The sequence below is a fragment of the Geminicoccus roseus DSM 18922 genome, from assembly GCF_000427665.1.
GTDB classification, from domain to species: Bacteria; Pseudomonadota; Alphaproteobacteria; order Geminicoccales; family Geminicoccaceae; genus Geminicoccus; species Geminicoccus roseus.
Map to the genome: position 1 here is coordinate 1,454,974 of NZ_KE386572.1, position 19,665 is coordinate 1,474,638.

The 19,665-nt window shown below is 69.0% G+C and carries 17 protein-coding genes; 10 read left to right on the forward strand and 7 right to left on the reverse strand.

Annotation, left to right across the window (positions count from 1 at the left end):
• Positions 1-5 precede the first annotated feature (5 nt).
• From GEMRO_RS0108045 to GEMRO_RS28400, 6 genes are all read right to left on the reverse strand, one after another.
• Positions 6-1,364 (reverse strand): LLM class flavin-dependent oxidoreductase, encoded by a 1,359-nt coding sequence (locus GEMRO_RS0108045; protein WP_205624931.1) that lies wholly within the window; start codon positions 1,362-1,364, stop codon positions 6-8.
• Between the two features lie 109 nt (positions 1,365-1,473).
• Positions 1,474-1,917, reverse strand: coding sequence for a GNAT family N-acetyltransferase (locus GEMRO_RS0108050; protein WP_027133581.1), 444 nt, complete (start codon positions 1,915-1,917; stop codon positions 1,474-1,476).
• The gene (locus GEMRO_RS0108055; RefSeq protein WP_027133582.1) at positions 1,914-2,711 is read right to left on the reverse strand and encodes an HAD-IIB family hydrolase; all 798 of its coding nucleotides are present in this window, start codon (positions 2,709-2,711) and stop codon (positions 1,914-1,916) included. Before GEMRO_RS0108055 ends, GEMRO_RS0108050 begins: the two co-directional genes overlap by 4 nt.
• An 8-nt stretch (positions 2,712-2,719) precedes the next feature.
• A complete protein-coding gene (locus GEMRO_RS33375; protein WP_084506694.1) occupies positions 2,720-4,588 on the reverse strand; it encodes an NAD-dependent epimerase/dehydratase family protein in 1,869 nt (622 codons plus the stop codon).
• A gap of 3 nt (positions 4,589-4,591) precedes the next feature.
• Positions 4,592-5,443 carry a class I SAM-dependent methyltransferase gene (locus tag GEMRO_RS28395; RefSeq protein ID WP_205624932.1) on the reverse strand — a complete coding sequence of 284 codons (852 nt, stop codon included), beginning with the start codon at positions 5,441-5,443 and terminating at the stop codon, positions 4,592-4,594.
• Positions 5,440-6,108 carry an acyltransferase gene (locus GEMRO_RS28400; RefSeq protein ID WP_051328834.1) on the reverse strand — a complete coding sequence of 223 codons (669 nt, stop codon included), beginning with the start codon at positions 6,106-6,108 and terminating at the stop codon, positions 5,440-5,442. Before GEMRO_RS28400 ends, GEMRO_RS28395 begins: the two co-directional genes overlap by 4 nt.
• 132 nt (positions 6,109-6,240) lie before the next feature.
• On the opposite strand from GEMRO_RS28400, the gene GEMRO_RS28405 reads away from it, so the two are divergent.
• Positions 6,241-7,134 carry a glycosyltransferase family 2 protein gene (locus GEMRO_RS28405; RefSeq protein WP_051328835.1) on the forward strand — a complete coding sequence of 298 codons (894 nt, stop codon included), beginning with the start codon at positions 6,241-6,243 and terminating at the stop codon, positions 7,132-7,134.
• Complete coding sequence (locus GEMRO_RS32505; RefSeq protein WP_051328836.1) at positions 7,131-8,402, forward strand: glycosyltransferase; 1,272 nt, start codon at positions 7,131-7,133, stop codon at positions 8,400-8,402. The genes GEMRO_RS28405 and GEMRO_RS32505 overlap by 4 nt, the downstream gene beginning before the upstream one ends.
• On the opposite strand, the gene GEMRO_RS28415 is transcribed toward GEMRO_RS32505, so the two are convergent.
• Positions 8,388-10,100 (reverse strand): hypothetical protein, encoded by a 1,713-nt coding sequence (locus GEMRO_RS28415; RefSeq protein WP_035486775.1) that lies wholly within the window; start codon positions 10,098-10,100, stop codon positions 8,388-8,390. The two genes, GEMRO_RS32505 and GEMRO_RS28415, sit on opposite strands and share 15 nt — an antisense overlap.
• Before the next feature lie 221 nt (positions 10,101-10,321).
• On the opposite strand from GEMRO_RS28415, the gene GEMRO_RS0108095 reads away from it, so the two are divergent.
• From GEMRO_RS0108095 to GEMRO_RS0108130, 8 genes are all read left to right on the forward strand, one after another.
• Positions 10,322-11,164 (forward strand): ABC transporter permease, encoded by an 843-nt coding sequence (locus GEMRO_RS0108095; protein ID WP_027133583.1) that lies wholly within the window; start codon positions 10,322-10,324, stop codon positions 11,162-11,164.
• Positions 11,164-14,418: an ATP-binding cassette domain-containing protein gene (locus GEMRO_RS32510; protein WP_051328837.1), complete on the forward strand. Its 3,255-nt coding sequence runs from the start codon at positions 11,164-11,166 to the stop codon at positions 14,416-14,418. Before GEMRO_RS0108095 ends, GEMRO_RS32510 begins: the two co-directional genes overlap by 1 nt.
• Before the next feature lie 47 nt (positions 14,419-14,465).
• Complete coding sequence (locus tag GEMRO_RS28425; protein ID WP_051328838.1) at positions 14,466-15,221, forward strand: FkbM family methyltransferase; 756 nt, start codon at positions 14,466-14,468, stop codon at positions 15,219-15,221.
• A gap of 221 nt (positions 15,222-15,442) precedes the next feature.
• Entirely contained in the window at positions 15,443-16,498 is a 1,056-nt protein-coding gene (locus tag GEMRO_RS0108110) for an N-acetylneuraminate synthase family protein (protein ID WP_027133584.1), read from the forward strand.
• Positions 16,491-17,309, forward strand: a complete 819-nt coding sequence (locus GEMRO_RS0108115; RefSeq protein ID WP_027133585.1) for an SDR family oxidoreductase — start codon at positions 16,491-16,493, stop codon at positions 17,307-17,309. The genes GEMRO_RS0108110 and GEMRO_RS0108115 overlap by 8 nt, the downstream gene beginning before the upstream one ends.
• 41 nt (positions 17,310-17,350) lie before the next feature.
• Positions 17,351-17,602 carry a FitA-like ribbon-helix-helix domain-containing protein gene (locus GEMRO_RS28430; RefSeq protein WP_205624933.1) on the forward strand — a complete coding sequence of 84 codons (252 nt, stop codon included), beginning with the start codon at positions 17,351-17,353 and terminating at the stop codon, positions 17,600-17,602.
• Positions 17,599-18,033 (forward strand): type II toxin-antitoxin system VapC family toxin, encoded by a 435-nt coding sequence (locus GEMRO_RS0108125; RefSeq protein WP_027133586.1) that lies wholly within the window; start codon positions 17,599-17,601, stop codon positions 18,031-18,033. The genes GEMRO_RS28430 and GEMRO_RS0108125 overlap by 4 nt, the downstream gene beginning before the upstream one ends.
• The gene (locus tag GEMRO_RS0108130) at positions 18,030-19,493 is read left to right on the forward strand and encodes an aldehyde dehydrogenase family protein (RefSeq protein ID WP_027133587.1); all 1,464 of its coding nucleotides are present in this window, start codon (positions 18,030-18,032) and stop codon (positions 19,491-19,493) included. The genes GEMRO_RS0108125 and GEMRO_RS0108130 overlap by 4 nt, the downstream gene beginning before the upstream one ends.
• Positions 19,494-19,665: the final 172 nt, after the last annotated feature.

The following is a 19,665-nucleotide window of genomic DNA, read 5'->3' on the forward strand; positions in this document are numbered from 1 at the left end:
ACCCTTCAGGCTCGGGAGGAGCCGGGACGATCGGCGAAGCGGTTGGCCGGGCGCTTCAGGCCCAGCCGGTCGCGCAGCGTGCCCTGCCCATATTCCTGGTGGAAGACGCCGCGCCGCTGCAGTTCCGGCACGACCTCGGCGGCGAAGCGGTCGAGCCCTTCCGGCAGGAGCGGAAACATCAGGTTGAAGCCGTCGGCGACGCCCGCGCTGAACCATTCCTCCAGGCGGTCGGCGACGTCCCCGGCGGTTCCGGCGACGGTGGCAACCGAGCCGGTATTGGCCATCTTCCGGCCGAGCTCGCGGATCGAGAGGCCCTCGCGCCGGGCAGAGTCGCGGATCAGGCCGAGCTTGGTGTGGCCGGACGCGAAGCCTTCCTCGCCGGGAAGCTCCGGCAGCGGGCCGTCAATCGGGTAGGCCGACAGGTCGGTGCGGGTCCAGTAGGACAGGAGGTCGACGGCGACCCGGTCGAGCAGCAGGTCCTTCAGCGCCTCGGCCTTCTCGGCGGCCTCCGCCGCGCTGTCCGCCACGATCGGCTGCAGGCCCGGCAGGATCTTGAGGTCGCCGGGTGCCCGGCCGTTCCTGGCTAGGCGCTCGTTCATGTCGCTCCGGTAGCGCCGGCCTTCCTCCAGCGAACGGAAGATCGCGAAATGGATGTCGGCATGACGCGCCGCCAGGTCCTTGCCGTCGCCGGACGAGCCGGCCTGCACCAGCACCGGGTGGCCCTGCGGCGGGCGCGGCAGGTTGAGCGGGCCACGCACCTTGAAGAAGTCGCCCTGATGGTCGAGATGGTGGACCTTTTCCGGATCAGCGAAGAACCCGCTGTCCTTGTCGATCCGCAGCGCGCCGTCCTCCCAGCTGTCCCAGAGCGCCTTCACCACCTCCACGGATTCATGGGCCCGCTGGTAGCGCGTCGCATGCTCGAGCTGGTGGTCGCGGCCAAAGTTCAGCGCCTCCTCGTCCATCGCCGAGGTGACGATGTTCCAGGCCGAGCGGCCATGGCTGAGGAAGTCCAACGACGCGAACTTGCGGGCGATGTGGAACGGCTCGTTGTAGGTAGTCGACGCGGTGCCGATCAGCCCGATCTCGGAGCTGACTGCCGAGAGTGCCGCGAGCAGGGTGAACATCTCCAGGCGGACATTGGCGTAGTGCGCGATCCCGCTGGGCAGCTGGTCCCAGATCGCCACCTCGTCGGCCACGAACAGCACGTCGATCCTGGCCCGCTCGGCGGTCTCCACGAGGCGGCGGTAGTAAGCAAGGTCCAGCACCTCGGCCCCGGGCGCGTCCGGATGGCGCCAGGCGACCCGATGGTCACCCTGAGGATTGAAGAAGAAGGCGCTCAGAATCATCGAGCCACGCGAGGTCATCGGTACCCATCGTTCCTTGCCTGAACCGGCAGAGACAATGAAGTGTCACCGGCCGTTAGTCACGGGCAGGAAGATCGTTTCCGGTCTCACGTCTGCGCGCGGACCCCGCTCAAAGCGGCATGTCGTAGGTCACCCACCGGGTCTTGCTGCCGACCCGGTCGTAGACGCTGCGGCCGCGATAATTGTCCTCTGCGGTGATCCAGCGGATCACCGTCCAGCCGCGCTTCCTGCCTTCCTCGGCGATGGCGGCGAAGATCGCCTGGGCGGCCCCTGAGCCGCGGGCATCCGGGTCGACGAACAGGTCGTCGAAGAAGCCGCCGACCGAGGCGGCAAGCGGGCGGGAGAACGGGCGGAAATGGGCGAGGCCCACCGGCCGCCCGCTTTCGTCCAGCGCCAGGAAGCCGTTCACCTCATGGTCCGGGTCCTGCAGCCAGCCCCAGACCCGGGCACGCATCTCCGGGGTCTGCTCGACCTTGTAGAAGGCGGCATAGGCCGCGTAGAGCCGCTCCCAGTCGTCCCGATGCTCCGGGGTGATCGGGACGATCTTGGTCATGCGCGTGCCTCCAGGATGGCGTCGACGAGTTCCACGAACCCAGCGCCACCTTCCGACGGGGTCACGTAGGCTGGCAAGGCCGTCATGCGGTCCTGGAAGCGCAGCACGTTGGCCACGCCCACCGCGTTGGGGAACCAGCCGAACATCGGCGCATCGTTCGGGCTGTCGCCGGCATAGACATAGCGCTCCCGGCTGGCCTGCAGGTCGATGCCCAGGGCCTCGTCGGCGAAGATCCTCGACATGGTCAGCTTGTCGTGGTCGCCAAACCAGCCGTTCACATGGATCGAGGAGACCTTGGCCACCGCCCCGGCTTCCTCGAAGATCGCCACAATCCGGTCGACCGCCTCCGTGGGAAGCGGCGGGACGTCCTCGCAGAAATCGATGGCGAGGTCGGCCTCCCGGTAGAGCTGATCGGATGCGACCGCCGAGCCCGGCACCTCCGCCAGGACGCGCTCGCGCACCAGGGCCAGCCGCTCGCGATTGGCGGCGCGCTCCGCCTCGCTCTGGGCGAAGCGGCGGATCATGCGTTTCTGGCCATGGTCGTAGCGGAAGAAGAACGCCCCGTTCTCGCCGACCACGCCGTCCACCGGCCAGAACCGCGCGACCATGTCGCACCAGCCGGCCGGACGCCCGGTGATCGGCACCACGATGATCCCGGCCTCGTGCAGGCGGCCGAGCGCGGCGTAGGCGGCGGGGGTCAGCCGTCCCTCGGTGGTGACGGTGTCGTCGATGTCGGTGAACAGGCCGGTGCAGGCGCGCCGGATGTCGGCCGGCATCGAGGAGAGGGGCTTCATGGGAACTCTCAGGATTCCGGGCGCATCCGCTGGACCAGGTGGTAGGGCTTGGAGCGGGTGCGCAGGGGGTCCAGGGGGTGGATCCAGCGGGCGTTGAAGGCGTTGTGCCAGTCGCGCGGGATGAAGCCCAGGATCGGGTCCGGGGCATTGATGTTCAGGCGCGGCCGAAGCAGCGGCACCGCCCGCATCGCCTTCCAGACATAAAGCTTCATCTTCCAGCGCGAGATGTCGCCGCCCAGGTCCTTGTGCTTGGCGGCCAGCAGGGTGCGCGCGCGCTCGTGCTTCTCGGCCAGGCGCTTGGCCTCGGGGCTGTTCGGGTCCGAGGGCCAGCCGCGTCGGTGCAACACCGCGACCTCCTTGGTGAAGCAGACCTCCTTGCCGGCTTTGAGCACCCGCAGGGTCAGATCGGGGTCGATGCCATAGTCGCGCAGCTCCTCGTCGAAGCCGCCGAGCTTACGCAGCAGCTCGGTGGGCAGCACGCCCTGGTTGACGTTGAGCACGCCGGCCACGCCGATGCCGCCGATATAGGGCGCCTTGATGAACGGCCCGACCAGGTCCCGGACCTTGAGGCCGACCATGCCGATCCGGGGGTTGCCCTCCAGGATCTCGACGGCGCGGTCCAGGCCGCCCTCGGTGATCAGGTTGTCGTCGGAGACCCAGCAGACATAGGGGGTCGAGACGCTGGCGAACACCTCGTTCAGGGCGCGCGCCTGGCCGCGCCGCTCGCCCTCGCGCACCACCACCAGGTTGGCTTGGCGGCGCTTCTCCAGCATCTCGATGGTGCCGTCCGTGCTGCCGGCGTCGCTCACCACCACCAGATGCGGGGTGTGGGTGTGCAGCTCGATGCTGTCCAAAAGGTCGGACAGGTCGCCGCAGCGGTCGCAAGTGCCGACCACCACGGTGAGCTTGGCGGTGGAGTGGTCGGGCAGTTCCAGGCCCTTGCGGGCGCCAAGCTCGTTCAGCGCCCAGCGGGCATAGGCGGAAAGCCCGGCGCCGAGTTCGGTGGCCGGGGCAAAGTCCAGCTCCCGCGTCAGGCGGGTGGCATCGGCCACCAGGCTCTTGGGATTGCCGCGATGCTCCTCGCCGCCGAAGGCGACGTTCACGAACCGGCCGGTCCCGGTGGCCAGCCGCTCGGTGATGGCCCGGACCGTGGTGGCCTTGCCGGTCCCGCCATTGACCAGGAGGAAGGAGCCCAGCTCTGGGTCGGCCAGCCGCTCGATCAGCCGGGCAGCGTCGCGCCCATGCATGAAGTCGCGCTGTTCCTCGCCGGTCCCGAACATGGAGAGTTCCAGGCGGCCGTCGGCGAGCTTGCTGCAGGTGTCCCAGAGCAGCTGCTTGCGCAGCCCCTCGCCGTAGAGCGAGAAGAACCGGACGATCCGGGTCTTCAGGCCGAGGTCGCGGGCAGCCGAGCGGACCAGCTCCTCGCAGGCGACCTTGTGGCTGCCATAGACCGAGACCGGACGGAGCGGCTCGTCCTCGGCAAGCGCGGGCTTGTTGCTCTCGCCATAGACCGCGGCCGAGGAGGGGTAGACCAGGACGGCGTCGGGCGCGTCGTGGCGGACCGCCTCGATCACCTGGGCGGTCACCCCCACCGAGCGGTGGAACTCGGCGAACGGCTCGGCCTGGGCCCTGCCGACGCTGCCGGTGCCAGCGCAATGGACCACCAGCTGCGGCTTGCCGAACGCCGCGAACAGGGCGCGCAGGCTTTCCTGCGTGACCTCGTCCTCGACCGCCATGGCGAGCGGCAGCCCGCGCCGGCCATGGCCGATGCCGGCGACCCGCCAGCCCGACTTCACCAGCTGCTCGACGACCGTGCCGCCCAAGAAGCCGAAGCAGCCGGTGACGACTGCCAGGCGATCCACCCGCTTGCCCGCCATGGATCAGTGCTTGCGGATCGCGAAGCCCACGCCGTAGCCGGCGTCCGCGAAGGTCCAGGCGGAAAAGCGCGGGTCGCCGGCCACCTGGGTCCGCCAGACCTCGGCCAGCCCCGGATGGGCCGGATGGCAGACATCGTCGAACACGACCGCCCCGCCCACCGACAGGTGCGGCAGGACGTCGGCCAGGTCCTCGGCCGCCCCCGGGTCGGTATGGTCGCCGTCCACGGTGATCAGGTCGAAGTAGGTATCCGGGTGGTCGGCGAAGTACTTCTTCACCGTGACGTGGCTGTTACCGTCGATGAACTCGGCGGTGCCGGTGTGGCCGACCTTCTTCAGCTCGCTGCGGACGAAGTCCGGGCCGGGGTTCTCCATCCCGGCATAGTTCTTCATCCACATGTCGAACAGCACGACGTCGACGCTGGGGGTCTGGCTGGCGACGGTGCAGACCGAGCGGCCGCGGCGCACACCGATCTCCAGGTAGCGGGCGGGCTTCAGCGCCCGGGACATGGTCAAGAGGACCGTGACGATGTCGGCATAGATCCAGCCGTCGCCGAACCGGTTCAGCCCCTCGGCATAGAACTTGGTCAGGTAGCGCGTGTAGTCGTCGGGCTCGAGCTTGCCCATGACGTCCAGCGCATCCTGCAGGGTCTCAGGCGAGGCGCAGGCGAAGCTGAAGGTCTCCGCACCGGCCATGACCGGCGGGTACCATTCGGTCTCGCCGGCGGCGGCGCTGTAGCAGACCGCGTCACAGCGGGGCGCGGCCTTGCCATAGACGGGCTTGGCCCAGCCGGCGCGTTCCTCGGGGGTGGAAACAGGGGTCTGGGCAGGCGGGGAGCGGAACAGGCGCCGGATCATGCGGCAACGAACTCCTTGAGGTTGCGGACCGGCACGGCCGGGTTGCCGCTGGCGATGATGCCGGACGGAAGGTCGGAGGTGACGACCGAGCCGCCGGCCACCACGGTGTCGTCACCGATGGTCACCCCGCGGAACACGATCGCGTTCATGCCCAGCCAGCAGCGCCGGCCGATGGTGACCGGCGCATGGGCGATCCGATAGTCGGTGTTCTTCGACAAGCCCAGGATCTTGGCGAAGTGGCGCTCGCGCTCGTCCGCATCGACCGGGTGAGTGTTGTTGTCGAACACTTGTACACCATGGGCGAACAGGGTGCCGTCGCCGATCTGGATGTGGTTCATCGCCGAGATCAGCACGCCGTCGCCGAAATAGCAGCGCTCGCCGATGGTCAGGCGCCCGGCCGGCTCCAGGCGCAGCACGGCGCGGCTGACCGTGTGGCGGCCGATCGTGACGGCGTCCCGCTTGTTGCGGTTGACCAGCCGCGCGCCCAGGCCCAGCCGGACCTCCGGCCCGATCTGCCCCGCCGCGTGGAAAGAGCGCCACACCGCCTGCAGCCGGCGGGCGGCTGCCAGGGAGCGGGTCATCTTCAATGCGGCAAGGAAGCCGGACGGCTCCAGGAACACCGGCCCGTCGGCGAATGCATGGTCAAAGGGGCAGAGTGCCGGCATGCGGCGTGGTGACCATTCGCGAGGGGGTGGGTCTTCGTCGCGGCGCTAAAACGTCCGCGCGGATGGAATGTCAATGGATCTGGTTCTAAACCGGCCCGGCAACCGGTTCAAGAATGCGAGTTTCCCCTCCCCATGCGCCTGACCTGGCCGTTTCGCGCCGCGCAAGCCGCGCCCAGCCCGAAGCCGCACCGCCCTACGGTCCGCCCGACCGACCGGACGCGGCTCTCGGTGGTGCTGGGCTCGCTGGATCGCCTGCATCTCCTGCAGCCCGCCATCGAGAGCGTGCGTGCGCAGAAGGTGGCGGCCGAGGTCGAGATCGTGGTGATCGATGGCGGGTCGTCGGATGGCAGCCTGCCCTGGCTGACCGCGCAGAAGGACATCATCACGATCGTCCAGCACAACCGGGGCGAGTGGCAGGGGGCGGCGCTGCCCAAGCGGAGCTGGGGGTTCTTCATGAACCTGGCGTTCCGCGCCGCCAACAGCGAGATCATCTGCATGATCTCCGACGACTGCCTGCTGCTGCCGGGCACGCTGCAGGCCGGCCTGGACCGGCTGGCGGAGCTGGAAGGGCAGGGCGAGCGGGTCGGCGGGCTGGCCTTCCCGTTCCGCAACTGGCCGGACGACCAGCGCTTCTTCGTCGGCAAGACGCTGGGCGGACGGATGATGGTCAACCACGGCTTCCTCCTGCGCCCGGCCCTGGAGGATGTCGGCTGGATCGAGGTGGAAGCCTACCGGTTCTACAAGGCCGACAGCGACCTCTGCCTGAAGATGTGGGACCGGGGCTGGACGATCCGGGACGTGCCGGACGCCCATGTCGAGCACTACGTGGATCCGGGCGAGGCCCTCAGGATGCAGAACAACGCGACCATGGCGGAGGACCGCGAGGTCTATGGGCGGCGCTGGAAGGAACTGGCCCAGCAGGAACTGCCGTCGCGCCAGGAATATGACTGGCAGGACCCGGCGGGAACCGCCGACCGGGTGTTCGGCCCGATCCGCCAGCGCGCCGATCAGGCGGCAGGCTCATGAGGATCGGGCTCAGGGTCCTGAGCAACCCGCTCTGGACCGGCGGGATCCACTACGTGCTGGCCTGGGCCACCGCGCTGTCGCGGCTGCCGGAGGGCGAGCGGCCGGAGGTCGTGCTGCTGGTGGCCGACGAGCGCGGCCGGCCGATCGCCGAGGCCAACCGGCATCTGGCGACCGCGGTGGAGCCGTTCGAGCGGGCGGCCGAGCTCGACCTGGACCTGGTCTACCCGGCGACCCAGCTGTTCGAGGCGCCGGTGGGGGCACCCTGGGCCGGCTGGATCCCCGACTGGCAGTGCCGCTACCTGCCGGAACTGTTCGACAAGGCGGAGTATGCCCGGCGCGACCTGCATTTCCGCCTGCTGGCGACCCGCCCCCCGGCGCTCGCCGTGTCGTCCGCCATGGCCGAGCAGGACACGCGGCGGATCGTGGGCGAGGCGATGGTGCCGACCGTGCGGCTGCCGTTCCCGGCCCTGGTCGACCCCGCCGAGGTCGCAGCCCTGCCGCGGGCCAAGGAGGCGCCGGAGCGCTACCTGCTGATCTGCAACCAGTGGTGGCGGCACAAGAACCTGGAGCTGCCGGTCGAGGCGCTGGCGCGCTGCCGGGACCCGGGCATCGAGCTGGTGTTCACCGGCGAGACCAAGGACCCGCGCTGGCCGGACGACGAGGCGCGCATCCGTGGCCTGATCGCCCGGCACGGGCTGGAGAAGCGCTGCCATGTGCTGGGCCGGATCCCGCGCGAGACCCAGCTGGCGCTGCTGCGCGACTGCCAGGCGGTGATCCAGCCGTCCCGGTTCGAGGGCTGGAGCTCGGTGGTGGAGGAGGCGAAGGTGCTGGGCCGGCCCCTGCTCCTGTCCGAGTTCGCGGTGCATCGCGAGCAGGCGCCGGAGGCCCGGTTCTTCCGGACCGACGACCCGGACGGGCTGGCGGCGGCCATGGACGATGCCTGGGCCGGCCGGGTGCCGGCGATGCCGTTCGACGCGGACGCCAACGTGCTCGCCTGCGCGCGCAGGCTGCTGGAACTCGCCAGGATCACCAGGCAGCGCTACGACCCGAAGCTGCACGATCCGGGCGCGATCCTGCCGGACTTCGAGGCGCAACTGGCGGAGCTGGCACGTGATCCGGCCATGGCGGACCTGGTCCGGCGCCAGGAGGGCGCGGTGCATGCCCTCCGCAAGCGCCTTTCCGGGCACGAGGCCGCCGTGGCCATGCATACCGAGGAGACGCTCTCGCTGCTCGGCCGGGTGAAGAACTGGCTGTCAGGCCGCCGCTGACGCCGGCTCCTCGTCGTGCAGGCCCAGGATCTCGGCCGGGTAGATGAACGGGCTGCCGTTCAGGATCCCGTCGCAGATCACGTCCAGGCCCGGATGGTTGCCCGGCATCAGCTGTTCCAGGCTGTCGATGCCTAGGTCGTACATGGCCTTGGACTTGGACGGCACCAGGAACGGCAGGGGCAGCATCCGCCGGAAGAAGAAGTGGTAGGCATACATCCGCGCCCGGCGCACCGTCGCCTCGTCCAGGCGCTCCCCGAACGGCAGGCGGCCCAGGATCTCGCGGTAGTGCTCCACCGAGTGGGCGTCGGTGGTGACCCCCTTGTTGCGGATCCATGCCTCGCCGGCGACGATCACCGGGATGCCCAGCGAGGTCAGCTCCACGCCGGTCTTGGTGCCGTACACGATCGCCGAGTCGCAGAGCAGCATGGCCGCATAGGTGCTGACCTGCTCCTCCGGACCGATCACGTGGACGTTGGGCGGCAGCTCCGGGAAAGCCTTGGCGATCTCGTCGACCGCCTTCTGCCTTGCCGGCACGGTGCCGCGGATCTCGGCCGGGTGGACCCGGATCAGGAGCTGCAGCTCGGGATGCTCGCTGAACCAGCGCACCGTCTCGGTCAGCCAGGCCCCCATGTTCGGGAAGGCGTTGGCCGGGTAGTGCAGCTGGGCGTCCCAGAACACGTTGGTCAGGCAGCCGATGATCGGCTTGCTCCGGTCGATCTTGCGCTCGGCGATCAGCTTCTCGACGTCCTCGTCCGGCTTCTCGTGGAACCAGATCCAGTCGCGGGTGCCCGACCAGCGGCTCTTGAGGTAGTCGACGATCATCTGCTCCTGCCGCTCGTCGAACGGCAGGTCCTCCCAGGCCGACACCGGCTCGTCCATCAGCGTATGGTGGTAGGTGTCGTGGTGGCTGAAGATGAAGCAGTTCTTGCGGTAGGCGGCGACCCAGTTGGCGACGTGGACGTCGTTGGCCCGGCAGGCCTCGCCCACGATACCCTGCGGCACGTAGATGCCGTGGTGGAAGGCGGCGGCGTCGATCCGGTGCTTGGCGAACAGCGCCTTCATGGCGAAGGCCGTGATCAGCGCGGCCTCGAAATAGCGGCGCAGCACCGCCTCGCCCTGGGGTTCGTTCTCCAGCGTGCCCCGGGCAAAGAAGCGCAGGGCGCCGGCCTTGGCATGGTCGCCCACCGCCATGCCGTCCAGGACGTAGCTGGGGATCTGGTCGGCCGGGATGGTCTCGGCCAGGCGGCGCGCCTCCGCCTTGGCCTGCGCGTCGCACAGGGTGCCCAGCGTGTGGTGCTCGATCGGCAGCTGGTCGAAGACCATCTCCCCGGTCTTGCGGCAATGCCCGCACAGCCGCTCGGCCAGGCGCCGCTCGACCAAGTCCTCCGGGCCGGCAAGATTGGTCCACATCGCCTGCAGGCAGGCCGGCAGCGCCGCATCACACAGCAGATGATGGACTTTTGCTCCCCGCAGGGCCAAGGAGACGGCCAGCACGCTCTCCAGCAGCGTCACGAGGGCGTGACCGCCGGTGTTGGTGGCGATCAGGACCGACTTGCCCTTGGCCGACCTGCGGGTCGCCTTGTCCCAGAGCTGCCGGTCCTTCTCGATCAGGCTGGCCCAGTCGACGAGGGCGCCCTGGGCGGCCGCACGGATCGGGGCCGCCTCGGCCTTGAGGCGGCGGAACAGGCGCTGCAGCAAGGGTGAAAACTCCTGGCGCCGGGTCGGCATGGCGCGCGCGGGACATTGATGTCCGCCTAGGATCATGCGATAGGCGCGCTGTCAATCGCGACCGTCCACCCCGGCCGAAATGTCCGGCGGGTGTCGTACGACCAACGCGTGCGGCTCGAGTGCTGACCGAGAGTCCCCCATCCATGGCAGTCATCCCGTCGCCGCGTCACGAACCGACGCAGCCGACTCTCGTGATCGAACACAAGAGCGTGGCGGATCTCGCCACGATGTGGGCCGATCTCTGGGCCTACCGGCACCTGATCCGCTACCTGGCGGGCCGGGAGCTGAAGGGCCGCTACCGGGCGTTCACGCTGGGTCGCGCCTGGTTCCTGATCAAGCCGCTCTCCGAGATGCTGGTCTACGTCCTGATCTTCGGCGTGGTCCTCGATCTGCACCGGGGCAGCCTGCCCTACCCGGTCCATGTCTATACCGGCCTGATCGCCTGGCTGTTCTTCGCCGGCGCCACCACAAGGGTCTCCTCGAGCTTCAACACCTATCGCGGGATGATGACCAAGGTCTATTTCCCGCGCCTGGTGCCGCCCATCGTGGCGATCACCGTCGAGTTCACCGACATGGCCGCGGCGTTCTGCTTCGGCGTCCTGTTGATGCTCGCCTACAACCTGATCCCCGGCCTGATGGGGCCGGACGACAAGGCGATACCGGGCCTGGGTCTTCTCAGCCTGCCGCTCTGGCTGCTGCTCCTGGTGATCTGGACGGCCGGGATGGGGCTGTTCGCCGCGTCCAAGAGCGTGCGCCACCGCGACGTCGGCATGATCCTGTCCATCTTCATGCGGGTCTGGATGTACACCGCCCCGGTGATCTACCCGATCTCGTACATCCCCGAACGCTTTCTCTGGCTCTATCGCATGAACCCGATCGCCGTGATCATCGAGGGCTTCCGCGCCTCCCTCACCGGGCAGGCGCTGCCGCCGCTGGGTGCCATCCTTTGGACCGGAGGGGCGGGCATTTGCCTGCTGGTCTACGCGGTCTACCTCTACCGCCGCACCGAACGCGACATCGTCGACCACTTCTGATGACCCTGCCCGCCATCGAGGTGCAGAACCTCGGCAAGAGCTTCCTCCTCAACCGCGGCCGCGGCGAGGCGGAGAAGAAGACCGTCTGGGTGCTGAACGACATCTCGTTCAAGGCGGACCCGGGCGACGTGATCGGGATCATCGGCAAGAACGGTGCTGGCAAGAGCACGCTGCTCAAGATCCTGGCGCGGATCACCGAGCCGACCCGCGGCAAGGCGATCATCCGCGGCCGGGTCGCCAGCCTGCTGGAAGTCGGCACCGGCTTCCACGAGGAGCTGTCCGGGCGCGAGAACGTGTTCATGAACGGCACGCTGCTCGGCATGATGCCGTCCGAGGTGCGCAAGCGCTTCGACGAGATCGTCGCGTTTTCCGGGGTCGAGCGCTACATCGACCAGCCGGTCAAGCACTACAGCTCGGGCATGCGCGTGCGCCTGGCCTTCTCGGTGGCGGCGCATCTGGACCCGGAGGTCATGTTCATCGACGAGGTCCTCTCGGTCGGCGACATGGAGTTCCAGGACCGCTGTCTGAAGCGGATGAACCAGCTCACCACCGAGTTCGGCCGCACCGTCCTGTTCGTCAGCCACAACATGAACGCGGTGGCGTCGCTCTGCCCGCGGGCCCTGCTGCTCAACCAGGGCAATTGCGAGGCGCTGGGCCCGACCGGCGAGATCATCAAGAAGTACCATGCCCTGGTGCATGGCAAGAAGGAGAAGGCGGCGCTGGCCGAGCGGCAGGACCGTACCGGGGCCGGCGGCGTGCGCTTTCTCGAGGTCGAGATGCAGGACGCGGCCGGGCGCAAGATCGAGTTCGCCCGCTCCGGCACCCATCTGCGCCTGGCGCTGCGCTACCGGTTCGATCCGGATACCCGCATGGGCGAGCGGATCACCGTCAACGTCGCGTTCAACAACGCCCGCGGCCAGCGCCTGTTCGCAATCCCGTCCGACCTGATCGGGCGCACCGAAGGCAACGTGCCCCGCGAGGGCTGGTGCTACGCGGACATTCCCAGGCTGGCGCTGATGCCCGGCCGCTATGAGATCGACCTGGCCTACCAGGTCGACCGGCTGACCGTGGACAAGGTGACGGGCGCGGCCGTGGTGCCGGTGGTGGAAGGGCCGTTCTATCCTTCGGGGCGGCTGCCCAACAGCCTGTCCGGCGACCTGCTGGTCGACTACGACTGGTCGTTCGCCGAGCGGGCCCGCCCGGCGGCGGCGCCGGCCCTGGAAGAGGCTGCCCCGGAAGAGGCGGACAAGCCGGTCAAGTCTCAGCTGGTGGCCCTGGCCCAGACCGTGAACGGGCTGGAGGCAACCGCCAAGGCGTTCCTGAAGCAGCCCGCCCCGCTGGACCTGCAGGAGCACGAGCGGCTGGCCCAGGCGGCAGCCGGCCTGGCCGACCGCCTGGCGCGGCTGCAGCGCCAGATCGCCAGCGACGACGAGGTGGCCGTCCGGCTGGCGCCCCAGATCGAGGCGGCGCTGGACCGCACGCGGCACCATGTGGCCGATGCCGAGCTGTCGGCCCTTCTGGGCGTCGCCGTGCCGGAAAGGCTCGTGGAGCGCGGCATCGCCGTGGACGATCCGCGCCTGCCCGCCGGGAACACGGTGGTCGCCACCATCGCCGAGTATGGCCGGCCGGCCCATGGCCTGGGCGCGTTCGTCCAGCATGCCGTCCAGAACTGGCAGGGAAGCGCCCAGCAGCGCCAGGCGATGGAGCTGGTGGCCCAGCGGGCGCGCGGCTTCCTGGCCCGCTGCGACGCGTTGCTGGAACAGGTCCCGGGCGATCTTGCCGCCCTGGACGTGCACGAGCAGGTCACCGCGCGGCTGGACGAAGTCGCCCATCAGGCCGAGTTCGCAGCTGCCGCCGACGCCGATGCCGGCGCCGAGGACCTGCTGCGGGCCTGGCGCAGGCTCCGGGCGACCCAGGCCCTGCGCGCGCCCGACGAGGTGAAGGACCCGGTCGAAAAGCCGGTACGCACCCGGCTCTCCGCCCTGGCCCAGGCGATCAACGCGGTGGAGCGGGTCACCGAGGAACTGCCCCGGCAGCCGAACCCGGTCGAGCCCGAGCGCCACCGCCGGCTGAGCGCCTGGATCGACGGCTTCGCCACGCGGGTGGCAGGGCTGCGGGAGCTGGCGCCGGCCGATGACCAGGTCGCCGGGAAAGTGGCCGGTCAGCTGGAAGGAGCGCTGGAGCGGGCCCGCCGCAACCTTGGCGATGTCGAGATCGCGATGCTCCTGGGCATCCCGGTGCCGGAGGAAGCTCATGGCCGGGATTTCGCCGTGGACGATCCGCGCATCAACGCCCGCGACACGGTCGCCGCCAGCCTCGCGGAGTTCGGCCGGCCGGTTGCGGCCCTGGACGCCTATGTGGACCATGCGCGGCGGAGCTGGCGGGGCAGCGAGGCGCAGCGCCGGGCGATGGCGATCGTCGCCAGGCGTGCCGGCGGGTTCCTGCGGCGGTCGGACGAGCTGCTGGAACGCGCCCCGGCCGATCCCGAGGCGCTGGACGTCCACGGCCAGGTGACCCGCCGGCTGAAGGACCTGTCCGACTGGGCGGGCTACCTGGCCGAGGCGCCGGCCGATGCCGGCACCAGCGCAGAGGAGCTGTTCGCCGCCTGGCAGGCGGCCTCGGCGGTGCGCGAGCTGCATCTCTCCCAGATCTTCCCGGGCATCGAGGCGATCAGCGTCCCGATCGGTGCGATCAACCAGGAGAGCGCCCACGAGAACCAGGTCGACCTGCTCTATGTCTCGGCGATCGCCAAGGCGATCGGGGCCAGGCGCCTGTTCGAGATCGGCACCTACATGGGCCGCACCACCTGGCACCTGGCCCGGGTGGCGCCGGATGCCGAGGTCTGGACGCTGAACCTGCCGCCGGAGGCCGATCCGAGGATCGCCCCGGTGCTGGGCTCCTATTACCGGGGGACGCCCGAGGAAGCGCGCATCCACGAGCTTTGGACCGACAGCCGCACCTTCGACCCGGGCGAGCTGGCCGGCACCATGGACTTCGTGTTCGTCGACGCCGACCATTGCTACGAGGCGGTGGTCGCGGATACCGAGCGGGCGCTGCGGCTGGTGCGGCCGGGCGGGGTGGTGATCTGGCACGACTATGCGGCGAAATCCCCGGGCGTGGTCCGCTTCGCCCACGACTTCGCCCGGACACGGCCATTGTTCCGGATCAGGCATACCTGCCTGCTCTGCATGATCGAGGGCGTCGACGCCACCAGCTTCGAGCCGGCGGCGATGCGGCGGGGCCTGGGCGACTGACGCGCCCGGCTCAAATGTAAGGGGGGCGACAGGCTCACCGGAGGCTCATGGAATTCACGGTCCCCATCGGCGAGAAGGCCATCAAGTTCGAGTGCCCGACCGAGATCGCCCTCGGCCGAGCCAAGTGGCTGCTGCAGAAGGAGCCGGGGACCATCTCCTGGCTGGACGGCTTCACCCCGGGCTCGGTCCTGTGGGACATCGGCGCGAACCTTGGGGTCTATGCGCTCTACGCCGCCATCATCCGCGACTGCCAGGTGCTGGCGTTCGAGCCGACGGCCGCGAATTATTTTGGCCTCAACACCAACATCGTCCTCAACGCGATGGATGCGAAGGTGCAGGCTTACTGCCTTGCCGTGGACCGGACCGACCGGTTGGGCGCCATGCAGATGCGCGACCAGGTCATCGGCACGGCCCTGCACACCTTCGGCGAGGCCCGGGACTACAAGGGCGAAACCTTCACCCCCGCCTGGCGGCAGGGCGCGCTGGCGCTGTCGATCGACACGCTGGTGGAGCGCTTCGGCGCGCCGTTCCCCAACCATATCAAGATCGATGTCGACGGGCTGGAGACCGCGGTGGTGCAGGGTGCCGCCCGGGTGCTGCGCGACCCGCGCCTCCAGTCGGTGCTGGTCGAGGTCGACCTGAACGACGCGAGCGAGGTCCAGGCGGTGTCGTCGCTGCTGGAGAGCGGCGGACTGGTCCGAGACGACCATGTTGCCGGCAATCATGTCCGCCTGGCCGAAGGCGCCAGGATTTTCAATCTTGTCTACCGGCGCCCGGCCAGCCAAGGCGACGGACCCGGATGACCGGGCGCGTCCCCCATCCTGGGTGCCGCCGGCGCCCGCCGGATCGCCTCGCCTCCCGCATGGGCGTGACGCCTTCATGGGCCGCGTGCCTTGGACAGTTGTTCCAGAGCCTGGACGGCGCTACCAGATCGCATCCGCGCGGGGCGCACCCGTGACGCGCCAGTCCCCTTCTTCGCCAACCCGCGACGCGGTCGCGCCGTTCGACTTGTTTGGAGTGGTCGATGTCTCGTGAACTCATCATCGCCGGTCGGCGGATCGCCGATGATACCGATACGTACGTGATCGCCGAGGTGGGCCATAACCACCAGGGCAGCGTCGAGAAGTGCAAGGAAATGGTCGACGCGGCAGTCGCTTGCGGCTGCGATGCGGTGAAGCTGCAGAAGCGCGAGAACCGCAGCCTGTTCACCAAGTCGATGTACGAGAGCTCGTACAATTCCGAGAATGCCTTCGGTTCTACCTACGGTGAGCACCGAGAGGCGCTGGAGTTCAACGACAGGCAGTATGCCGAGCTGGCTGATTATTGCCGTAGCAAGGGCATCGGCTTCTTCTCGACCGCCTTCGACTTCGAGAGCGCCGATTTTCTCCATGCGCTCGACATGCCGGCCTTCAAGATCGCGTCGGGCGACCTGATCAACACGCCCCTGCTCAAGTACGTGGCGAAGCTCGGCAAGCCGATGATCGTCTCCACCGGCGGCGCCGAGATGGACGACGTGAAGCGTGCCTACGAGACGATCATGCCGATCAACCCGCAGCTCGCGATCATGCAGTGCACCGCGGGCTATCCGCCTGCCTGGGAAGAGCTGAACCTCAAGGTCATCGAGACCTTCCGCAAGGCGTTCCCGGACATCGTGATCGGCTTCTCCAGCCATGATTCCGGCATCGCCATGCCGATGCTGGGCTATGCGCTGGGCTCGCGGATGGTCGAGAAGCACTTCACCCTGGACCGCACGTCCAAGGGCACCGACCATGCCTTCTCGCTGGAGCCGGTCGGGATGCGCAAGCTGGTGCGCGACCTGAAGCGCGCCCGGATCGCCATGGGCGACGGGATCAAGCGGCAGTACCCGTCGGAAGTGAAGCCCCTGTTCAAGATGGCCAAGAAGCTGGTGGCCGCCCGAGACCTGCCGGTGGGCCACGTGCTTTCGCGCGAGGACATCGCGATCAAGTCGCCGAACGACGGCCTGCCGCCGCATCAGATCGACCTGGTGATCGGCCAGAAGCTGACCGCGGCGCTCGCCGCCGACGACAACATCTCGCTCGAGACCCTCGCCCGTGCATGATCCGCTGTTCGACCTGGCCGGGCGCGTCGTCGTGGTGACCGGGGCGCTCGGTCAGCTCGGCAGCTCCTATGCGCAGGTCCTGGTGGAGAGGGGGGCGAAGGTCGCCCTTCTCGACCGCCATGACGACATCTCGGGCCTGCCCTCCGTCCTGCGGGAAGCCTGCGCCGATGGCCGGGCCCTGGCGGTGGCGGCCGACGTGACGGACCGGGACGCGCTGGTCCGGGCGCTGTCGGCGATCGAGGCCAAGCTCGGCACCCCGTCCGGCCTGATCGCCAACGCCGCCCTGGACAGCCCGCCCAACGCGCCGGCGTCCGAGAACGGCGCCTTCGAGGACTATCCGGTCGAATCGTTCCGCAAGGTCCTGGACGTCAACGTGACCGGCGTCATGCTGTGCTGCCAGGTGTTCGGCGGCGCCATGGCCGGAGCCGGCCGCGGCTCGATCGTGCTGGTGGGGTCGATCTATGGCGTCGTCTCCCCGGACCAGTCGATCTACGAGTACCGGCGCAGCGAAACCGAGACCTTCTTCAAGCCGGTGGCCTACTCGGCCAGCAAGTCCGCCCTCTACAACCTGACCCGCTACCTCGCGACCTACTGGGCGGCGAAAGGCGTGCGGGTGAACAGCGTCACCCTGGCCGGGGTGTTCGCGAACCAGGACCCGCGCTTTTTGGAAGGCTATCTGAAGAAGATGCCGCTCGGCCGGATGGCGGAGCCGGACGACTATGCCGGCATCATGGTCTACCTGCTCTCCGACGCCGCGCGCTACGCGACCGGTGCCGAGTTCCGCGTGGATGGTGGCTGGACCGCCTGGTGATCCCGCGCTAGCTATGATGCTAGCAGCGACATGAGGTGCATGTGGCGACCATCCTGGTGCGCAACGTCGACGATGCGGTGGTGGAACGCCTGAAGGCGCAGGCCAGGCGGCATGGCCGCTCGATGGAGGCGGAGGTGCGGGCGGTCCTGTCCGAGGCGACCGGGCCGGGCCACCTGACCGGCGAGGCCTTGGTGGCGTTCTTGACCAGCGGCCCGAAGCCAGACGACGATGACTGGGATCTGACCGTGCCGGACGACCCTACGGTGCCGCCAGATCCCTTCAATGAAAAATGAGCATCCTGATCGACACCAATGTCGTTTCGGAACTCATGAAGAACCAGGGCGATCCGACGGTGCTTTCCTGGTTCGCGCGTTGTGCGCTGGACGATCTTCACATCGCCGTCACGACCCTGCAGGAACTCCGCTATGGCATCGCCCGCCTGTCTCCTGGCCGGCGGCGCTCTGGGCTCGAGGCTGGGCTTGACGACATCCGGCAACGTCGGTTCAGCGGGCGCATCATTGATATCGATCAGGCAGCCGCCCTCCGTTGCGGCGAGATCCGGGCGGCAGCGGATCGGGACGGCCGTCCTGCCGGCCTCGCCGATGCCGAGATCGCCGCCATCGCCCTCACCCGCTCCATGACCGTCGCCACCCGCGATCTGGCTGATTTCGCAGGCTTCGGCGTGGCCCTCGTCAATCCGTTCGATCCGAAAGCATCCCCATGACCATTCCCGGCATCCTGGACAACCATATCGGCGGCAGCGAGGTCGCGGCCGTGGGCGGCGAGCGGATCGAGAAGTTCGATCCGCATTCGGGCGCCCTGCAGTCCAGGATCGCACGCTCCGGCGCCGCCGACGTCGACGCCGCGGTGCAGGCGGCCCGGGCGGCGCAACCGGGCTGGGCGGCGGTGCCGGCGGTGCAGCGCGGCCAGATCCTGCACCGGATCGCCAACCTGATGGAGGCGAGGGCCGAGGAGCTTGGCGCGGTCGTGGCCGGCGAGACCGGCAAGTCCCGCAAGGAAGGGATGGGCGAGGTCGGCGCCGCCGTGCAGTGCGCGCGGTTCTTCGCGGGCGAGGGGCAGCGCCTGTTCGGCCGCACCATCCCCTCGGGCACGCCCGGCAAGCTGAACCTCACCGTGCGCACCCCGGCCGGGGTGGCGGGGCTGATCATCGCCGCCAACACGCCCATCGCGAACGTTGCCTGGAAGCTCTTCCCGGCGCTGATCTGCGGCAACGGCGTGGTGCTGAAGGCGGCGGAGGACACGCCCTTCACCGCCTCCTGGACAGCCCGTGCCGCCCTGGAAGCCGGGCTGCCGCCGGGCGTGTTCAACGTGGTGCATGGGCTGGGCGCCGAGGCCGGCGAGCCCCTGGTGACCCACGATCTGGTCGACGTGGTGAGCTTCACCGGCTCGACCCGGGTCGGCCGGCGGCTGGCCGAGCTGGCCGGCGCCCGCCTGAAGAAGATCAGCCTGGAGTTGGGCGGCAAGAACCCGCTGGTGGTCATGGACGATGCCGACCTCGACAAGGCGGTGCGCTGGGCAGTGCTGTCGGCGTTCAGCAATGCCGGCCAGCGCTGCGCCGCCGGCAGCCGGATCATCCTGCACGCGCCGATCTACGACGCGTTCGTCGAGAAGTTCGTGGCCGCCACGGCCGCCCTGAAGCTCGGCAACGGCGACGGCGACGACCTGGGGCCCGTCATCAATGCCCGGCAGCTCGGCAACATGCTGGCTGCGATCGATGCGGCGAAGGGGCGGGGCGCCCGCCTGCTGAGCGGCGGCAGCCGGCTGGCCGACCAGGACCATGCCGGCGGCTACTATCTCGCCCCGACGATCCTGGACCAGGTCGATCCTGCCGACGAGATCAGCCGGACCGAGCTGTTCGGGCCCGTCACCTGCCTCTACCGGGTCGAGGGCTTCGACCAGGCGGTGGAACTGGCCAATGCCGGGCCGTATGGCCTGACCGCCTGCATCCATACCCGCTCCGTCGACCGGGGCCTGCTGTTCTGCGAGCGGGTGAGGGCCGGGGTGACGGTGATCAATGCCGGGACCCATGGCTCCGAGGCGCACATGCCGTTCGGCGGGCGCGGTCTGTCCGGCAACGGATCGCGGGAGCCCGGCACCGAGGCGCTGGATGTCTACAGCGAGCTGAAGAACATCGCGCTCAACGCCGATCCCGCCCAGACCTGAGCGACGTGCAGGAAGCGACGATCGCCCGGAGGAGATAGGCGGATTGAAGGAATTGATCCGCTAGGCATCCCATAGTACGCCCGCATGCAGATCGTTCCCAATCAACCGCCTGGAAGATTCTATTCCACGCGGCCTGGGCGGGGCCGGAGCACCGGGGTCCGCCTCCAGGGGG

Excerpts from the sequence above, each read along its gene's own strand:
- GEMRO_RS0108130 (WP_027133587.1), top strand. The coding sequence starts at position 18,030 with ATGACCATTCCCGGCATCCTGGACAACCATATCGGCGGCAGCGAGGTC.
- GEMRO_RS32505 (WP_051328836.1), top strand. The coding sequence starts at position 7,131 with ATGAGGATCGGGCTCAGGGTCCTGAGCAACCCGCTCTGGACCGGCGGG.
- GEMRO_RS0108125 (WP_027133586.1), top strand. The coding sequence starts at position 17,599 with ATGAGCATCCTGATCGACACCAATGTCGTTTCGGAACTCATGAAGAAC.
- GEMRO_RS32510 (WP_051328837.1), top strand. The coding sequence starts at position 11,164 with ATGACCCTGCCCGCCATCGAGGTGCAGAACCTCGGCAAGAGCTTCCTC.
- GEMRO_RS0108050 (WP_027133581.1), bottom strand. The coding sequence starts at position 1,917 with ATGACCAAGATCGTCCCGATCACCCCGGAGCATCGGGACGACTGGGAG.
- GEMRO_RS28400 (WP_051328834.1), bottom strand. The coding sequence starts at position 6,108 with ATGCCGGCACTCTGCCCCTTTGACCATGCATTCGCCGACGGGCCGGTG.
- GEMRO_RS0108045 (WP_205624931.1), bottom strand. The coding sequence starts at position 1,364 with ATGACCTCGCGTGGCTCGATGATTCTGAGCGCCTTCTTCTTCAATCCT.
- GEMRO_RS28395 (WP_205624932.1), bottom strand. The coding sequence starts at position 5,443 with ATGATCCGGCGCCTGTTCCGCTCCCCGCCTGCCCAGACCCCTGTTTCC.
- GEMRO_RS0108055 (WP_027133582.1), bottom strand. The coding sequence starts at position 2,711 with ATGAAGCCCCTCTCCTCGATGCCGGCCGACATCCGGCGCGCCTGCACC.
- GEMRO_RS0108110 (WP_027133584.1), top strand. The coding sequence starts at position 15,443 with ATGTCTCGTGAACTCATCATCGCCGGTCGGCGGATCGCCGATGATACC.
- GEMRO_RS28405 (WP_051328835.1), top strand. The coding sequence starts at position 6,241 with ATGCGCCTGACCTGGCCGTTTCGCGCCGCGCAAGCCGCGCCCAGCCCG.
- GEMRO_RS28425 (WP_051328838.1), top strand. The coding sequence starts at position 14,466 with ATGGAATTCACGGTCCCCATCGGCGAGAAGGCCATCAAGTTCGAGTGC.
- GEMRO_RS33375 (WP_084506694.1), bottom strand. The coding sequence starts at position 4,588 with ATGGCGGGCAAGCGGGTGGATCGCCTGGCAGTCGTCACCGGCTGCTTC.